This window comes from Sphaerospermopsis sp. LEGE 08334, assembly GCF_015207205.1.
GTDB lineage: Bacteria > Cyanobacteriota > Cyanobacteriia > Cyanobacteriales > Nostocaceae > Sphaerospermopsis.
Genome location: NZ_JADEXH010000013.1, coordinates 67316 through 84909, shown reverse-complemented (window position 1 = coordinate 84909; position 17594 = coordinate 67316). Strand labels below are relative to the sequence as shown.

Here is a 17594-nt window from a genome sequence, read left to right as displayed (position 1 = left end):
ATTACACACCTACACCTAAAGCTTCTTCCAATACCCAATCATAACCGCGAGATTCTAACTCTAAAGCTAACTCCTTACCACCGCTTCTAATAATCCGTCCTTGTGCCATGACATGAACAAAATCAGGGACAATATAATCAAGAAGACGCTGATAGTGAGTAATCATAATTGTGGCATTTTCAGCATTAGTTAACTGATTCACCCCATTAGCAACAATTTTCAAAGCATCAATATCTAAACCAGAATCAGTTTCATCCAAAATAGCTAACTTAGGTTCTAAAATAGCCATTTGCAGAATTTCATTCCGCTTTTTCTCACCACCAGAAAAACCTTCATTCACACTGCGATTCAGAAAAGCAGGATTCATTTTCACAACTTCCAACTTTTCCTCAACCAAATCATCAAAATCGAAAGCGTCAACCTCTTCCAAACCTTGCGCTTTTCTCTTTGAATTATAAGCAACCCGTAAAAAATCCAAATTGCTCACACCAGGAATTTCCAAAGGATATTGAAAAGCCAAAAACACACCACTTCTAGCTCTTTCCTCCGCTTCCATTTCCAGTAAATTCTGACCTTGGAAAATCACCTCACCACCAGTCACAGAATAAGCAGGATGTCCAGCCAAAACCTTAGAAAACGTACTCTTACCAGAACCATTTGGACCCATAATCGCGTGAATTTCACCAGCGCGAACATCCAAATTCAAACCCTTCAAAATAGGAGTACCATCAACATCAGCCTTCAAATCCTTAACAGACAAAATCAAATCACTATTCTCAATAATCATGTTCTCTCTCTCTTTTCTTTTCTCTCTTTCTTTGCGTCTTTGCGTCTTTGCGTGAGCTATTTAACCAACACTACCTTCCAACTTCAAACTCAACAACTTATCAGCCTCAACAGCAAACTCCATTGGTAACTGATTAAAAACATCCTTACAGAAACCGCTAATCATCATAGAAATAGCATCTTCCGCCGAAATACCACGTTGAGCAAAAAAGAATAATTGATCTTCACCAATCTTAGAAGTAGACGCTTCATGCTCAACCTTTCCAGTATTATTCTGAACTTGAATATAAGGAAAAGTATTAGCCTGTGCATTATCCCCAATCAACATTGAATCACATTGAGAATAATTTCTTGCACCCGTCGCAGTAGGATTAATCTTCACCAAACCGCGATAACTATTACTAGATTTTCCAGCAGAAATACCTTTAGAAATAATTGTACTGCGAGTGTTTTTACCAATATGAATCATCTTAGTTCCAGTATCAGCTTGCTGCATATTATTTGTTAATGCAACAGAGTAGAACTCACCCACAGAATTATCACCAACTAACACACAGCTAGGATACTTCCAGGTAATAGCAGAACCGGTTTCTACTTGAGTCCAAGAAATCTTAGAATTGACACCTTGACACAAACCGCGCTTGGTTACGAAATTATAAATTCCACCTTTACCATTTTCATCCCCAGCGTACCAGTTTTGCACGGTAGAATATTTAATTTCCGCATTATTTAAAGCTACCAATTCTACAACCGCAGCGTGTAATTGGTTGCTGTCGTACATGGGTGCTGTACAACCTTCTAAATAGGAAACATAACTATCATCTTCGGCGATAATTAAGGTTCTTTCAAACTGTCCTGTATCACCGGAATTAATTCGGAAATAAGTTGACAATTCCATTGGTGATTTTACACCTTTGGGAATATAAACAAAAGAACCATCGCTGAATACTGCGGAATTTAAAGCCGCAAAATAGTTATCAGCAATAGGAACAACACTACCCAGATATTTTTTCACTAATTCTGGATGTTCCCGCAAAGCTTCGGAAATAGAACAGAAAATAATGCCATCTTTAGCGAGTTTTTCTTTATAAGTAGTCGCTACAGAAACACTATCAAAAATCGCATCAACAGCGACATTAGTTAATCTTTTCTGTTCATTTAAAGGAATACCTAATTTCTCGAAGGTTTCCAATAAAGTGGGATCAACTTCATCTAAACTGTTGAGTTTTTCTTTCTTTTGTTTCGGTGCGGAATAATAAATGATATCCTGATAATTAATAGGTGGATACTTGACATGAGGCCATGTAGGTTCTGTCATCTTCAACCATTGACGGTACGCACGCAGACGAAATTCCAGCATAAATTCCGGTTCTTCTTTTTTCGCGGAAATTAAGCGAATAACGTCTTCATTTAGTCCACGAGGAATGGTGTCGGTTTCGATGTCGGTGACAAAACCGTACTTGTAAGGTTGGTTAACTAAGGTTTTGACGGATGCGCTCATCGGTTCTCTTGTGTTCTCTTTAAAGGATAGGCGACGGGTTCTATAAAGCTGATTCCCGTTTTTTGTTAGCGATGCCTGCGGCGGGCTACACCAACGCTAACAGGGCTGTTAGAATAGGTTTACACAGTAAAACAACTCGGCTGTTGTTTAATCTAAATCTATTGTACGATAGATTAACAACAACAATGTTGTTTAAGTCAAATTTTTTTAGAGATTTTTTGAATTTTTTTGAAATTTTTATTGGGACTAACATGGCCACTACCCAGCAGTCCTCTACTAAGCAGGATATCCTAGAGTATCTTTTAAAACACTCACAAGCTACGGCTCTTGAACTTGCGGAAATATTAGAAGTTAGCCCCCAAGCGATTCGTCGCCATTTAAAGGATTTGGAGGCTGAAGAATTAGTGATATATTCTATACCGGAAAATTCTGGTATGGGCAGACCCCAACATATATATAGTTTAAGTCAACGGGGCAGGGAACATTTACAAAAGAGTGTTAGCAGTGTCGGTGGTGGTTATGGAGAGTTTGCAGTTTCGCTGTTAGATACTTTAGCGGAAACTGTAGGACGTGAGCAATTTAAAACTATTTTACAAAAGCAGTGGGAACGCAAAGCACTGGAATATCGGGAAAGGGTGGGTAATGGTTCTTTAAAGGAACGGGTTGCCGCTTTGGTGGAGTTGCGAAAAGCTGAAGGTTTTATGGCTGAGTTTCATCCTGTAGAATCTGATATTGATGGGGGTGAAAGGTTTTTATTTATGGAACACACCTGCGCTATTTCTAATGTGGCTGAGTCGTTTCCTAGTGTGTGTGGACATGAGTTGGAAATGTTTGCAGCGATTTTACCAGATTGTAGTGTGGAGAGGACGCATTGGTTAATTCATGGTGAGCATCGTTGTGGGTATTTGGTGCAGAAAAGGTAGGTGGTGTTGAACGCAGATGAACGCGGATGAGGAGAAGTAAGATATGGATGTCGAAAGTAAAATATTTATTGCAAAAATTTTACTTTTTGAGCTTTTTAAATTTACAAAGCTATTAAATACTGTTAAAATACATAAGATAAAATAATTTTTCCAGGTGTATATTTTTGCGTCCACAACCTCTACAACCGCAAGAGATTAAGCAACAACTCAAATCATTAATTGAGGAAGCATCAACCATAGATCCTAATTTAGCAATTAGGTTAAAACAAATTAATCGCTGGGTTAAAGATGTCAAAGATGGTTCTTTAAATGCTAAAAGGTTTGTCCTCTTTTTCCTGCAACAGATAATTACTGATGCTAGAACTTACTTAGACATCAAAAGTTTAACTGATGAAGATAAACGACAGCAGTATTATCAGGAAATGAACCCTTGTCAGAGATATTGGTATAGTTATCTTTTTCCTAAATGGTTGGAAGAAAAAGATCCTAACTTTGAAACCTGGAAAAAAAATTTAATGGCTGGAAATTTTGATCAAAGTGATACTAAAATCTTAACAGCAGTAGCTAAGGAAATTAAACAGCGTGGATGGGATTTATGGCAATCTTACATTGCTGATGCAGCTATGGCAACTGATATAATTGTTAGTCATGAATTACAAAATCCTTTGTGTGTTCAACTCACTAGCTTATCTGATGTTAATTCTCAAGATAAATTTACTAAATGGGAAAATCAGTTAAAATATTGGGATATAGAAAGAGGGTTATTTTTAAGTTATAATCCTGGTATGGATGGATTTATTAAGCAAATAGTTGATGTTTCATTAGAAAATAGCGATCATTTGCCAATAGGAGTTTACTTAAAATTTAATTTATAGTTTTTTAGTTGTATTTGAAGTTTTAGGAGAGAGTGTCATCATGGTAAAAGAAATAGAAATTAACAAAACAGACAAATTTACACAATACCTAGAACATTTAGAAGCAGGTAAAAGGTTACAGGAAGATTGGATAAATCATGGTATTGATTGTGTAGATTTATATTTTGAAGATATAGATAGTGATTGGTTGGAAACTTGGGGGTATGATGACGATGAACCGGGGAATATTGAGAAATTAACTACTTTTTTAGAAAGTGATGATGTGGTTGCGGTGAAAGTCAGGGAACGTTTACAGGATAAGTCTCTTGATGAAATTATTGCTGGTTTAGAATATTGTTTGAGTCAGTTAAAGGAAGAAGATCGAATTTTTGCAGCCAAGGATTTTTTAGTTGGTGATGTTGTGGTTTCTGGCAGGGGAAACGCATCTGGTAATGGTGATATTAATGAGGTTGAGTTGTTGGAGTTAGCGGAGGATTTGATGGATAAGTTGAGGGAGATTTTAGGGTAATTTTTATTTAATTAAGGTGCAATAAATATGGCTAAGGGGTTTGGAAATAAGAAAGATAACAACAGTACAAAAAATAAAAATTCACAATTTTATTTCTTTCTAAAAGAAGCATTACAAACAAGTTATAAAAATATTAAAAATACAGAGAAAGTTTACAATTTTTTAGCAGGAAAGTTAGAAATTATAAATGATGAATTTCTTGATTGGTATTCTGTATACTTATCAAAGCAATTATCTCAACCTATTTCTAAAGAATTATTAATATTATCTGTAAAAGTATCGTTATTTAGTGAAATAATATCCCAATTTTATTTAGGAAATAGAGAAATAAACCTAGAAATAGCTATTATTGGTTGGGAAATGAATGCAGATTTTATCAAGAGTATAAAAAAAAGTGCTTGGGCAGAAATACAAGCTAATCTTAGTGTTGTTTATGTTGATAGAATAAGGGGGGATAAAGCAAAAAATTTAGAAAAAGCAATATTAGCTTGTAATCAAACTTTAAAAATTATTAATAAAGAAGAATATCCATATCTATGGGGCGAAATTAAAAGTAATTTAGGAAGGGCGTATTGTTATAGAATTAAGGGTGATAAGAAAGATAATTTAGAAGAGGCAATTTATAATTTTAAATCAGCATTAGCTGTTCATACTATTTTAGAATATCCTATTAACTGGGCAAAGTTGCGACTAAATTTAGGAGATGCTTACCTTAACAGAATTAAAGGAAATCGATCAGAAAATTTAGATATTGCTTTAGATTATGTTACATCAGCATTAAAAATTTACAGGAAAGATAATTATCCTTTGTTATGGGCTAACTGTTTAAACACATTAGGAGTAATATTATATAGTGTAATTCATGGAGATAATGCAGAAAATATAGAAAGAGCTATTAGTTGTTTTATAAGAGCCTTAGAAGTTTATGAATATGAAAAATATCCCTATGATTGGGCGCAAGTTAACCTCAACTTAGCTAATGTATATCGTGATCGAATTTTAGGCAATTCAATAGAAAATAAAATTGCAGCTATTGAAAAATATCAGAATGCTTTACAAGTTTACACGAAAGAAGTATTTCCAATAGAATGGGCTAGAGTGCAAAATAATTTAGGTATAGCATACGTATATTTATCATCTCGTAAAATTCCAGAATATCAAGAATTAGCAATTATACATTTTGAGGATGCTTTGCAAAACTGTAGTCAAACTATGTATTCTTTAGATTGGGCAATGACTCAAAAGAATTTAGGAATTATATACAGTCAAAGAATTAAGGGTAATTTATCAGAAAATTTGGATAAAGCTATCCAATCTTATCAAGCAGCTTTTCAGGTTTTTACTCGTGATAATTTTCCATATTATTGGGCAAAAAATCATAGTAATATAGCCATGACTTATTCTACCTTGGGAAAACATGATCAAGCTATACCTTCTTATCAACTAGCATTAGAAGTATTTACAAGTGAGGATTTTCCTTTTGAGTGCTTAAAAACAGCAGAACAATTAGGTAAAACAGCATTTAAAAAGAATCTTTGGATAGAAGCAATAGAAGGTTATAGTATCGCCATTGAAGCCTTAGAAACTAGCCGCAGTTGGATAAAATCAGAATCACGTCGTCAAGAGATTTTAGAAGAATCAATAGACATTTACCAAAACATAGTACAAGCCTGTATCAATAACCAACAAATAGATAAAGCCTTTGAATATTCTGAACGCTCCCGTTCTCAACGTCTGGTAGAATTAATGGCGAGTTCTCACTTATCCCAAGGTGAAAATATACCACCAAAAGTCCAAGAATTATTACAAAAATACGAAGAATTACAACAACAAATTGACATAGAACGCCAGAATTATCAATCAGAAAATAACCGCAGTGAAACCCGCGCTATTTGGCAAGTATACAATGAAAAAATCGCATCATTAGAAAATGCAAAACAAGAAATTTGGGAACAACTGAGAAAAGAAGATCCCATCTTAGCAGGTGAAATTCAAGTTAAACCTCTGAGTTTATCAGAAATTCAGCAATTAATTGATAATCCTAAAACAGCTATTCTCAGTTTCTACACTACCAACTCTGATACCCATATTTTTATCATTACTCAAAACTCAATTTATCTCCATACCTGTATAGGTGAAGGTTTAGAAATATTACAAAACTGGATTGCACAAAATTGGTTATCAAATTATATCAATCATCCTGAAAAATGGGAAAATGAAATGGAACATTTTATCCATGAACTTGCTGAGAGATTACAATTATCAAAAATCATCAATCAATATCTTCAAGACATAGAAGAATTAATTATAGAACCTCATTTATTATTACATCAAATACCTTTTGCTGCTTTACCTACAGGAGAATATCAAGAATATTTAGTAGATAGATTTTTGATTCGTTATACTCCTAGTTGTCAAATTTTAGATTTTTGTCATCAAAACCACAACAATAAACGCTTAAATTTAGATGCTCAATACTTAAAATATGGTACTGTAGAAGATGCAACAGATGATCTATCTTGTGCTAAATGGGAAGGTGAACAAATCGCCCAAATGTATAATATTTCAGTAGATAATAGATTAATAGGTAGTAGTCAAGCTACTATTAAAAATTTCCAGAAATTAGCTGAACAGGTACAAATTATCCACTGTTGTCATCATGCTGAATCTTGTTTATATAATCCTTTAGAATCTCAGTTAAACTTAGGTGATGGTAGTATAACTTTAGGTCAATTAATGTCTCCTGGGTGGCGTTTACCTCATCTTATAGATGTGTTTCTTTCTTGTTGTGAAACTAATTTAGATAACCCAGATATAACTGATAATCTACTCACACTTTCGACTGGTTTTTTGTGTGCTGGTGCGATAAGTGTAATTAGTTCTTTATGGAAAGTTAATGATTTAGCAACTGCGCTATTTTCTGTTTTTTACTATCAACAAAGACAAGATGGTAAAAATCGCCCAGAAGCACTCAAAGCAGCACAAATTAAACTGCGGGAATTAAGAAAAGCAGATTTAGAAGAAATATCCAAGCAAATAGAATCAAAGGAGAAAGAACTGATAGGAGATAGAAAAAAATATACTCGTAATTCAGATGAATATTCACAATGGGAACATCAATATAATATTCATACCAAAATCAATAGATTGCTAAAACATAAAATCCAAACATCTGATTCAGAATTACCCTTTGCACATCCCCTCTATTGGTCTGCGTTTATTGCTCAAGGGTTACAATAATATGATTTAATAGTATAAAACCAACTTCCCACTTAAACAGAACTTTAAACCCTATGGATATCTCCCCCAATCAATCATCAACCCAGTTTTTAACCACTGATGAATCTGCACAAGTTGACGCAGCTTTGTTATCTTCCCCTGAAAAATTTTTAACGCGATTGACAATTTCCTCCTTACGGATTTTACAACATATTGCTACAGAATATGATGTACCCATTGAAGAGTTAACCGTAAAACAAATTATCACTTGGTTTGAACTTGATGCTAAAATTAGAAGAGAAAAAGGAGTAGAAGAAGCATTTTTGAAGTGGTAGGGAATAATTAAAAAGGGGACATTATCTTGATATATATTACTAAAAGGCGAGTTTTTATAACTCAGTCTTTTGCTATTTTTGGGTTATTAGGACTATCTCTAATTAGTTGTAATCCAAAGGTAGCAAAAACCATGAAATTAACCAGCAGTGCTTTTGTAGATAATGGTTTAATTCCTGCCAAATATACCTGTGATGGTGCAGATATTTCACCACCTTTAAGCTGGGATGAGATTCCTCCAAATACTCAAAGTTTAGCATTAATTGTTGATGATCCAGATGCCCCAAGAATGACCTTTGTGCATTGGGTTATTTATGATATTCTCCCATCAGTTAACCAATTAGCTGAAAAAATTCCTGCGGGTAAAACTATTCCTATTGGTGGAATACAGGGTAAAAATGATTTTGGCAAATTAGGTTATGGTGGTCTTTGTCCTCCTAGTGGAACTCACCGTTATTTTTTCCATCTTTATGCTTTAGATAAAAAGTTGAATTTAGAACCTGGTGTTAGTAAGAATCAAATTTTAACAGCAATGGCAGGTCATGTTTTAGCAAAAGCAGAATTAATGGGAAAATATCAACGTCTGGGTTAAATTATTTGATAATAAAAATAATCATCAGATCCCCGATTTATTTATTGAATAAATAAGAAATCAGGGATCTAATCAATCACCAATTACCCATTACCCATTACCAGCCAAACAGATATGATAACTATTCAACACAGGTAATATCAATGATTGTAATTATTAGAGCGAGGACTACGCGCACCTGCAACTGCACCCATCAATGCTGCTGCTAAACTCAATAGAGAACCCAAGACAAACCACCATAAAGTTCTAGAAGTTGCAGCCGCAATTTCACGAGTTTGTTCAGCAGTTAAAGCAGGTAAATTTTGTGGTATGGTAGTACCTTGTCCTTGAATTTGATTAATTACTGATGCTGCATTGTAAGCAGCAACCCCAAAAGCACCCCAGACTCCATTTGCTAATAGAAAAGAGCTAATTGCTAAAGTAGTCGCCCAAAGAATTGCACCGTTAAGTAATGCTGTGTCTCGGTGCATTGGTCCACAGCCACGGGTTGCTATCCAACCACCCAGAAACAGGGAAAGTAATAAAGCTAAAGTTGACCAAATTCCTACATTACTGATAATACCTGTTGCTATGCTTCTTGGTGCTAAAGAGTCAGCAATTCTCCCTGCACCTAACGCCCCAAAAAAGGAACTTAATATTAATTGCGTAGCTAGAGCAACTAAAACACCAGAAATTATTGGACCCCAACGTACCCGATCCCGGTATTCTGTGACTCTTGTTGCTACCGCAGACTCAGGAGCAATAATTTCATCCCCTACTCTATTTACATAAGACATAGTTTATTTTCTCCCTTGCTATTTCAGTAAAGTTGCTCAGGTATATTTATGGTTTATTCTTTTATTTACAATTAAATTGCTATTTTGTGTTTTTATTATCTATCAGTGGAAAGAGTTAATCACTATGTCTTTAGTGAGAAGATAACGTTGTGAAATGCAGTTTTGAAATATAGCAGAAATGTTTAATTTTTCAGACTTTTATATATTCAAAAAAGACAAAATTCTAACGCATCTTGACAGCCGTACCTGTAGCAGTAATCAGTAACAAAACTCCAGATTGGTCAACGTTAATTGTACCTGTATCAATTTCAATCCCGATTACAGCATCTGCTCCTAAACGTTGCGCTCTTTGTTCTAGTTGTTCTAGTGCTTTCCGTTGTCCTTCTTCAAATAAACGTTCGTAGCTGCCAGTACGTCCACCAACAATATCCCTAATACTGGCTAAAAAGTCCCGCAAAAAATTGCTGCCATAGACAACTTCCGCTGTGACAATGCCCAAATATGAATCAATGACAGCGCCTTGAATGACATCGGTTGTACTTAAAAGCATAATATTTCCTTATTGACAGCCAATAGTTTAAAGTTTGGGTTTTTATGTGCCTCTGACACAGATTGCCAGAATTGCTGGAACTTTTTGGATCTTATTTTCATCCTATATTTTCATCCTGCCACACTTGTAAATGCCAATTGAATTGCATCTAGTTCATAGTCTTGCCACTTATCAGATGAGTATAGATGCTCGCCTGAATTCCTATATACAGCAACAGGACAGGGTTCTAACAATTACCAATTTTAGAAGATTTTGTCAATGTGAATAAATACAGTTTTCAAAACTAAATATTTTTGTTTTAATGTACAAACAAAACTTCACTAAAATTTAAGGAAATATATGCTACACAAACAAACATCATTTTTAGTGGCTGTTCTATTATTAGGAAGTTTCGTGACTGCTGTTCCTGTAAAGGCTGAAAGTGCGGAAGTATTAGTTGCACAGGCTAATGATGCTAGGTTAAGGCAATTGTTGGAAGAAGGGCGGAGACTGGTGGATACGGGGGATTATAATGGGGCGATCGCTGTCTATCAGGAAGCAGCAAAATTAGCTCCCAGAAATGCGAGAATTCATTCTGGAATTGGGTTCTTATATGCTCAACAAGGTAATTTTCAGTTAGCTTTAACTGCTTATCGTCGTGCGATCGCCCTAGATGGTAATAATAGTGACTTTTATTACGCTGTAGGTTATATCAAAGGTAATTTAGGAGACACCAACGGAGCAAAAGAAGCTTATCGTCGAGCTATCCAGCTAAACCGTAGCAATTTTAATGCTTATTTAGGTTTAGGTGTCACACAAACTGCTTTAGGTGATTATACTTCAGCGATGTGGGCTTTTGAAGAAGCAATTAAATTAAACCGTAACAATCCACGTACTTATGAATTGATGGGTTCAATGTTCAAACAACGTAGACAAACTCAACAGGCCAGCAATGCTTTAAGACAAGCTCTTAGTTTATATCGCAGTAGTAATGATGCAGAAGGCGCAAACAGAGTAGAAAATATGCTCAGAGAGATCGGAGGTTAATGTTAGTAGGTAGCAGAAAAAAATTCCTTGACAAATTAAATGATTGCTGAACTCTAACCAATGCTAAAAATAAGAAATAGACTCTGGTGAATTACCAAAATTATGAATACTCAGGGAATAGAAAATCAGCAAAATTTGTCATGGTCTTTTTGGCCTATTTTACCTCTGTATCCCTACGGAAAAAGAAAGACTTTATGCCGAGAAATTATCAAAGATACCCTATGGATATTTGATCAATTACAAGGCATTTTGTACACAATTGTACCAGTTCGTATGACCATAATTAAGCTACAGGAAGGCGGACTTTTAGTTTATGCACCTGTAGCACCCACCCCAGAATGTATCAATTTAGTAAAGGAATTGGAACAAAAACATGGGGAAGTAAAATATATAATTTTACCTACCAGTTCCGGTTTAGAACATAAAATATTTGTCGGTCCTTTTGCCAGAAAATTTCCCCAGGCTTTAGTTTATGTTGCTCCCCATCAATGGAGTATTCCTTTTAATCTTCCCCTCAGTTGGTTAGGTTTTCCGCAAAAACGGACATTATTTTTATCAGTAAATCATCAAAATAACCCCTTTGGTAATGAATTTGAATATGCTATTTTAGATATCAATTTAGGTAAAGGTTCTTTCCAAGAAGTTGCATTATTACATAAACCATCTCGCACTTTATTATTAACAGATACCATACTTTCTATCACTCAAGAACCACCAGAAATTTTACAAATAGATCCCTATCCTTTACTATTTCATGCTAGGGAAAATGCACAAGAAACAATTACAGATAATGCTGAAAACCGTCATCGTGGTTGGCAAAGAATAGCTTTATTTGCAATTTATTTTCGTCCCAGTGCAGTCAAAATTTCTCAACTTGGGGAAATTTGGAAAGATACCAAACAAGCACCTGATCGTTCACATAAAGCATACTTTGGTTTTTTCCCCTTTAAATGGGATGAAAATTGGCAAGATACCTTTACAGCATTATCTGGTAATGGTCGTCCTTTTGTTGCCCCAATTTTACAAATTCTCATCCTTCCTCAAGGAGCAAGAGAAGCAATAGAATGGGCTGATAAAATTGCAACTTGGGATTTTCAACAAATTATTTCTTGTCATTTTGATGCACCTATTAAAGCTACTCCTCAAGAATTTCGACAAGCATTTAGTTTTTTAGAACAGCAACCAAAAGCAAGTTATCAGCAACCTTTATTAAAGGAAGATTTGCGTTTTATTCAAGAATTAGAAGCTAGTTTAGTTAAACGTGGTATTGCTACACCTCAAAAGGAAAGGTGTAATAGGTGACAGGTGACAGGTGACAGGTAATAGATCAATATTATTTACATCATTTACCAATTACCCATTACCAATTACTACTTTACTAGCAATAGGCATTCTCCAACCAGTACCAAAAGCACGATCAGTAATTTTCAAACCTGGTGCTGCTTGACGGCGTTTAAATTCAGCAATAGAAACCAGTTTTAACACCTTATTTACTATTACTTGATCATGACCTGCGTTAACTATTTCTGCTGCTGATTGATGTTTATTAATTAACCGTTCTAAAATATCATCTAAAATGTCATAAGCTGGTAAAGAATCTTGATCAACTTGACCAGGTTTTAACTCTGCGCTAGGTGCTTTTGTGATAATATGTTGAGGGATAATTTCTTTTTGATTATGGGTATTTAACCAATTACAAATAGAATAAACACGGGTTTTTGGCACATCTGCAATTACTGCTAAACCGCCATTCATATCACCATAAAGAGTACAATAACCAACCGCCATTTCTGATTTATTTCCAGTAGATAAAAGCAGATGTCCAAATTTATTAGATATCCCCATTAATAAAGTACCACGAATGCGAGATTGAATATTTTCCTCCGCAATACCAAATTCTGTACCTGTGAATAATTCAGATAATGTATGATCAAAACTTTGCATTAATTCCCCAATGGGTAAAATTTGCGTTTTAATTCCTAAATTCTCCCCTAATTTTAAAGCATCACTCACAGAATGTTCAGAACTATAAGGAGAAGGCATTAATACACCCAAAACATTTTCTTTACCTAATGCAGCAGTAGCAATAGCAGCAACTAAAGCGGAATCAATTCCACCGCTTAAACCTAAAACCACTTGAGAGAAACGGCATTTTTTCACATAATCTCGCACACCCAAAACCAAAGCTTGCCAAATTTCCTCATCTTCTGATTCATAAACTGGGGAAATAGAATCTAACTGTAAATCTCGCGGTTGTTCATCAAATTCAACAGTCAAAAAATCTGTTTCAAAACCTTTAGCACGAGAAATTATTTCACCTTGATTATTTACAGCAAAACTGCGCCCATCAAAAATTAAATCATCATTTCCGCCAACTTGATTAGTATAAATAATTGATTGTTGAAAATTGGCTGCACTATGTTTTAACATTGCTTCCCTTAATTTTTGCTTACCAACTGTATAGGGAGAAGCGGATAAATTGACAATTAAATCTACACCTAAAATGGATAAATCAGAAATAGGATTAACTGCATAATGACGTTTACCCCAAAATTCCTCATCATTCCATAAATCTTCGCAAATAGTCACACCAATATTGATATCATCTAGAGCGAAATAATTAGCTTGTAACCCTGGTTCAAAATAGCGATTTTCATCAAATACATCGTAAGTTGGTAATAGTCGCTTGTGAAAATATTGTTTAATTTTTCCTGCTTCTAACAAAGCAATACTATTAAATAAAGTTTTACCACCTGTAATATGAGCATCTTTGTTTTTAACAGCAGTTCCTACTAAAACAGCTAAATTAGGTGGTAAATCTTGAGCTAGTTTTTTTAATGTGATATCCATTGATTTCACAAAACTAGGATTTAATAATAAATCCCGTGGTGGATAACCACATAAAGAAAGTTCTGGTGTTAATAATAAACGGACATTATTTGCTGCTGCTTGTTGTGCAACTTCCAGGATTTTTTGAGTGTTTCCTGTTAAGTCACCGATAATAGGGTTAAGTTGAGCGATGGCGATTTTCATAAATCAAGGGAATAGGGAATTGGTAATTGGTGATTGGTGATTGGTGATTGGTAACTAATTTTTATCTATTCTCTATTAACTGTCACCTTTCACCTAATTTAAATAAAAACTAAAGGTTTATCTTTAAACGGTGCAAAAGCTTCAGCATCAAATTTATATAAACTCGCGGGACGACCGGCACCTCTTGATACTTTAATTCCTGTATCTAATAAAAAACCAAGTTTCAATAAACGCGCTCGAAAATTAGAATAATCAGAAAAGTTTTCTCCTAAAACTGTGGTGTATAACTGATATAAATCGTTGAGTGTAAAGGTTTCTGGTAAGACTTCAAAAGCTACAGGACTATATTCTAATTTATTTTTCAGTCTTCTGTGTCCATAGGTGATAATTTCATTATGATCAAATGCTAACTGGGGTATTTGTTTAACGGGATACCATGCAATACCTGCAACTTTATCAGCAATTAATTCTGCTTCTTCAAACCGAACTAAAGCAAAATAACTAACTGATAAATAACGCACTCCATAACTATTAATTTCTTCTCTGGGGTCACGGTTTGGACCACCAAAAGTATAAAGTTGTTCTAAATAAAGATTATTAACCTTTATTTTTTCTGCCATAATGCGATAAGCAGCATTTTCTAAAGATTCTCCTTGTCTAACTAAAGTACCGGGAAGACTCCAAGAATTTAAAAATGGTTCTTGCTGTCGCATTACTAATAAAACTAACAGCCGATTTTTGGTAGTATCTACAGAAAATATGACATTATCCACACCGACTTTAAAATCAGCCAAAGTTTGTTGAAGTATGGAATTTGAGATTTTCTTATGGTTACGTAGTGGCATTTAAACGTACAATTTCTCCCGATAAATATAATCTATAACAGGGGGTGTGAGAGTTTGATGATCTTTTTGTTGACGAAAAGCGGTAGAGGAAACATCTAAACCTGTTAAACTAGCGATCGCAATTTGTCCTCCTAATTCCCTAATTCTCTCCAAACTAATATTATCTATGACATATCCTGGGCGCGGAATCACTAATAATTGCACTTGTTTTAACAAATCTTCAACATGATACCATCGTGGTAATTGATTCACTAAATCTGAGCCAATTACAAGGGTATATTCCATATAATCCCCCCATCTTAACTTTGCTTTTTCTAAGGTTTCCAAAGTTCGCCAACTACTTAATTCTTGTTCCAAACTAATATTACCTAATGGTGCTTGAATATCTGTAATTAACAAATTCAACATTGCTGCACGATGAGGTAAAGGAGTTTGTTGCTCTTTAAAAGGATTATCAGCAGCCCAAACCGCTACCCAATCATAATGTTGAGATAACCATTTAATAATTTTTTGATGTCCCGCAGTTGGTGGATCAGCACTTGTTCCGAATAATGCAATGTTCATAATTTAGGAGTTCAGGAAATAGGTGACAGGTGACAGTAATAAATTAATAATTCCTATTATCTGTGTTCATCTGCGTTTATCTGCGTTCATAATTCATATTGTGATTTCGTCTTATTAGTTAAATTTTGCAGCATTTCTGAAATTTCTACTTTTACAGAAATTGGATTTTCTAAACTTATTGTTTCCTGTGGTAAACTTGCCACAGAAAATGCGCTTCTTTCTCGAATAGTTTGTAAACTTTCTGTCGGTTTTATCTGCTTACCTGATTTCATCACTAACTCTAATAAAGGTTTTTCTTTTACAGAATTTTCATCTAATAAACCTAATCTATCAGATTGTAATTTACCATCAACAAAAGACCTAAAAATTTGTTTTTTACCAGGATAAGTAAACTTACCGCTAGACATTTTCATCACTGGAATACCATCAATGTCTACTAATTTATAAACTCCATTTACAGGAGTACCAGTAACTAATTTTGTCCCTAAACCATAACCATCAATTTCTGCACCTTGATTTTTTAATCTTTGTATTTCCCATTCATCTAAGTCACCACTAGCGAAAATCGTAACTTTTGGTAAAAGCGATCGCACTTGTTTTGATAAACTAACTAAATCACCAGAATCTAAACGCACCCCTGTTAATGTCATTTCCCCACTATTTACCTTTTTAGCTAACTTTTCAGCAGCAGCAACAGTATCAAAAGTATCAATCAATAAAGGCGCACCTGGAAAATATTGATGAAAAGCTGTAAAAGCCTGTTGTTCACTTCCTTCTAAAGCTGATAACGCCATAACTAAAGCGTGAGCCATTGTACCACTTGGGTTTTTACCTAACTGTATTGCTGCTAACACATTGGAAGTGGCATCTAAACCACCCGCTAAAGCTGCCCTTGCAGCCCATAAAGAGCCTTGAGGACTAAAAGCCCTGCGTGTGCCAAATTCTAAAAGTTTTGCCTTTTCCCCCGCAATATCACGTAATCTAGCCGCCCTGGTAGCGATTAATGTTTGATAATTGAGTGTATTTAAAAGATAAGTTTCTACTATTTGTGCTTGCCATAAAGGCGCTTCAATTCTTAATAATGGCTCATTAGCAAATACAGCAGTTCCTTCTGGTACTGCCCACACATCCCCAGTAAAACTGCCTTCAGATAATAATGACCAAAAACGCTCAGGTGCATCATCAAATATACCCGTTTTTTGTAAAGCGGCAATTTGGGCGGAATTAAAACGAAAATTAGCTAAATATTCCAAAGCTTGCGCCAAACCCATCGCTATTAAATAGCCAAACCCTTCAGGTAAGCGTCTCACAAATAGTTCAAAACTGGCTCGTTTTTGTTCTATTCCTTCACCTGTGTAACAAGCTGCCATTGTTAGCTGGTAAAGGTCTGTCAGCAAACTATAATTTTCAGAACAAAGATTCAATTCTGGGTTTTGGTAGCTGTACTTGTCATCATCAACATTTGCAAAAGCTGTCATCTGAAAGCGTCCTACTAAGAGTGCTTCTCTTATTATGGTAAATCATACCATAATTAATGTCAAGTATAGAAAATATGATGCCTGAAAACCTTGCAAATCAAGGCAAATTAATCTTCATATATCTATTATTTCACAGTTTTTAATGGTAATAGGAATAATTATGCCTCTAAAATACCCTATTCGGCGGTAAGAAGTTACAATTAGAATTAAATGGAAAAGTTTGAATCTTCAATTAGATAAAGTATTGCAAAGCTATCTAAAAAAACATTGCGTAAAATATCAATATATTGCAAATATGAGCAACCAACAAATATCAGCATTAAAGTAATAGATATCTCAGATAAAGGGCATAAAAAAGGAGTCTTAGATTATGTTTATCTCCAGAATGCTTGCTAGTATGACCCAATTTATTTCTGAAGCCTTCATGCGAATTTTTAGCCCTACAGATGACGCTTATCCTGTCACTGGTTTTCAACCTTTTACCGGCGTTCCCTATAAGAGACGTAAAGTTGCATCTTGGTAGATTTTTCTCAAAAGTCGGGAGTCAGGAGTTCAGGAGGCAGGAGTTCAGGATTTCAGGATTTC

At 34.8% G+C, this 17594-nt stretch carries 17 protein-coding genes; 9 read left to right on the top strand and 8 right to left on the bottom strand.

What is annotated here, in order from left to right; translation table 11 throughout:
- Position 1: 1 nt before the first annotated feature.
- The gene (gene sufC, locus IQ237_RS09685; RefSeq protein ID WP_194054506.1) at positions 2-787 is read right to left on the bottom strand and encodes a Fe-S cluster assembly ATPase SufC; all 786 of its coding nucleotides are present in this window, start codon (positions 785-787) and stop codon (positions 2-4) included.
- 60 nt (positions 788-847) lie between these two features.
- Positions 848-2287, bottom strand: coding sequence for a Fe-S cluster assembly protein SufB (sufB, locus tag IQ237_RS09680; RefSeq protein ID WP_194054504.1), 1440 nt, complete (start codon positions 2285-2287; stop codon positions 848-850).
- A gap of 251 nt (positions 2288-2538) precedes the next feature.
- Between sufB and sufR the strand changes: the two genes are divergently transcribed.
- From sufR to IQ237_RS09650, 6 genes are all read left to right on the top strand, one after another.
- Positions 2539-3210 (top strand): iron-sulfur cluster biosynthesis transcriptional regulator SufR, encoded by a 672-nt coding sequence (gene sufR / locus IQ237_RS09675; RefSeq protein ID WP_194054501.1) that lies wholly within the window; start codon positions 2539-2541, stop codon positions 3208-3210.
- A gap of 164 nt (positions 3211-3374) precedes the next feature.
- Positions 3375-4085, top strand: coding sequence for a hypothetical protein (locus IQ237_RS09670; protein ID WP_194054499.1), 711 nt, complete (start codon positions 3375-3377; stop codon positions 4083-4085).
- 40 nt (positions 4086-4125) lie between these two features.
- On the top strand, positions 4126-4593 hold the full coding sequence (locus IQ237_RS09665; RefSeq protein WP_194054497.1) for a hypothetical protein: 468 nt from the start codon (positions 4126-4128) through the stop codon (positions 4591-4593).
- Between the two features lie 27 nt (positions 4594-4620).
- Entirely contained in the window at positions 4621-7833 is a 3213-nt protein-coding gene (locus IQ237_RS09660) for a CHAT domain-containing protein (protein ID WP_194054495.1), read from the top strand.
- Between the two features lie 53 nt (positions 7834-7886).
- On the top strand, positions 7887-8147 hold the full coding sequence (locus IQ237_RS09655) for a hypothetical protein (protein WP_194054493.1): 261 nt from the start codon (positions 7887-7889) through the stop codon (positions 8145-8147).
- Positions 8148-8278: 131 nt separating this feature from the next.
- Positions 8279-8737 (top strand): YbhB/YbcL family Raf kinase inhibitor-like protein, encoded by a 459-nt coding sequence (locus IQ237_RS09650; RefSeq protein WP_228019943.1) that lies wholly within the window; start codon positions 8279-8281, stop codon positions 8735-8737.
- Between the two features lie 140 nt (positions 8738-8877).
- On the opposite strand, the gene IQ237_RS09645 is transcribed toward IQ237_RS09650, so the two are convergent.
- On the bottom strand, positions 8878-9513 hold the full coding sequence (locus IQ237_RS09645) for a hypothetical protein (RefSeq protein ID WP_194054491.1): 636 nt from the start codon (positions 9511-9513) through the stop codon (positions 8878-8880).
- Between the two features lie 223 nt (positions 9514-9736).
- Positions 9737-10063, bottom strand: a complete 327-nt coding sequence (locus IQ237_RS09640; protein WP_194054489.1) for a YbjQ family protein — start codon at positions 10061-10063, stop codon at positions 9737-9739.
- Between the two features lie 339 nt (positions 10064-10402).
- On the opposite strand from IQ237_RS09640, the gene IQ237_RS09635 reads away from it, so the two are divergent.
- Together IQ237_RS09635 and IQ237_RS09630 are read left to right on the top strand one after the other, a co-directional pair.
- Positions 10403-11089, top strand: coding sequence for a tetratricopeptide repeat protein (locus tag IQ237_RS09635; RefSeq protein WP_194054487.1), 687 nt, complete (start codon positions 10403-10405; stop codon positions 11087-11089).
- 102 nt (positions 11090-11191) lie between these two features.
- A complete protein-coding gene (locus IQ237_RS09630) occupies positions 11192-12391 on the top strand; it encodes a DUF4336 domain-containing protein (protein ID WP_194054485.1) in 1200 nt (399 codons plus the stop codon).
- Between the two features lie 51 nt (positions 12392-12442).
- Here the strand turns inward: IQ237_RS09630 and IQ237_RS09625 are convergent, their stop codons facing one another.
- From IQ237_RS09625 to IQ237_RS09610, 4 genes are all read right to left on the bottom strand, one after another.
- Positions 12443-14122 carry an NAD+ synthase gene (locus IQ237_RS09625; RefSeq protein ID WP_194054483.1) on the bottom strand — a complete coding sequence of 560 codons (1680 nt, stop codon included), beginning with the start codon at positions 14120-14122 and terminating at the stop codon, positions 12443-12445.
- A gap of 98 nt (positions 14123-14220) precedes the next feature.
- Entirely contained in the window at positions 14221-14967 is a 747-nt protein-coding gene (locus IQ237_RS09620; RefSeq protein ID WP_194054481.1) for an NUDIX domain-containing protein, read from the bottom strand.
- The gene (locus tag IQ237_RS09615; RefSeq protein ID WP_194054479.1) at positions 14968-15531 is read right to left on the bottom strand and encodes a nicotinate-nucleotide adenylyltransferase; all 564 of its coding nucleotides are present in this window, start codon (positions 15529-15531) and stop codon (positions 14968-14970) included.
- Positions 15532-15617: 86 nt separating this feature from the next.
- On the bottom strand, positions 15618-17009 hold the full coding sequence (locus tag IQ237_RS09610; RefSeq protein WP_194054477.1) for a nicotinate phosphoribosyltransferase: 1392 nt from the start codon (positions 17007-17009) through the stop codon (positions 15618-15620).
- A gap of 370 nt (positions 17010-17379) precedes the next feature.
- Between IQ237_RS09610 and IQ237_RS09605 the strand changes: the two genes are divergently transcribed.
- On the top strand, positions 17380-17532 hold the full coding sequence (locus tag IQ237_RS09605; RefSeq protein WP_194054475.1) for a nicotinate phosphoribosyltransferase: 153 nt from the start codon (positions 17380-17382) through the stop codon (positions 17530-17532).
- The last annotated feature ends 62 nt before the right edge of the window (positions 17533-17594 follow it).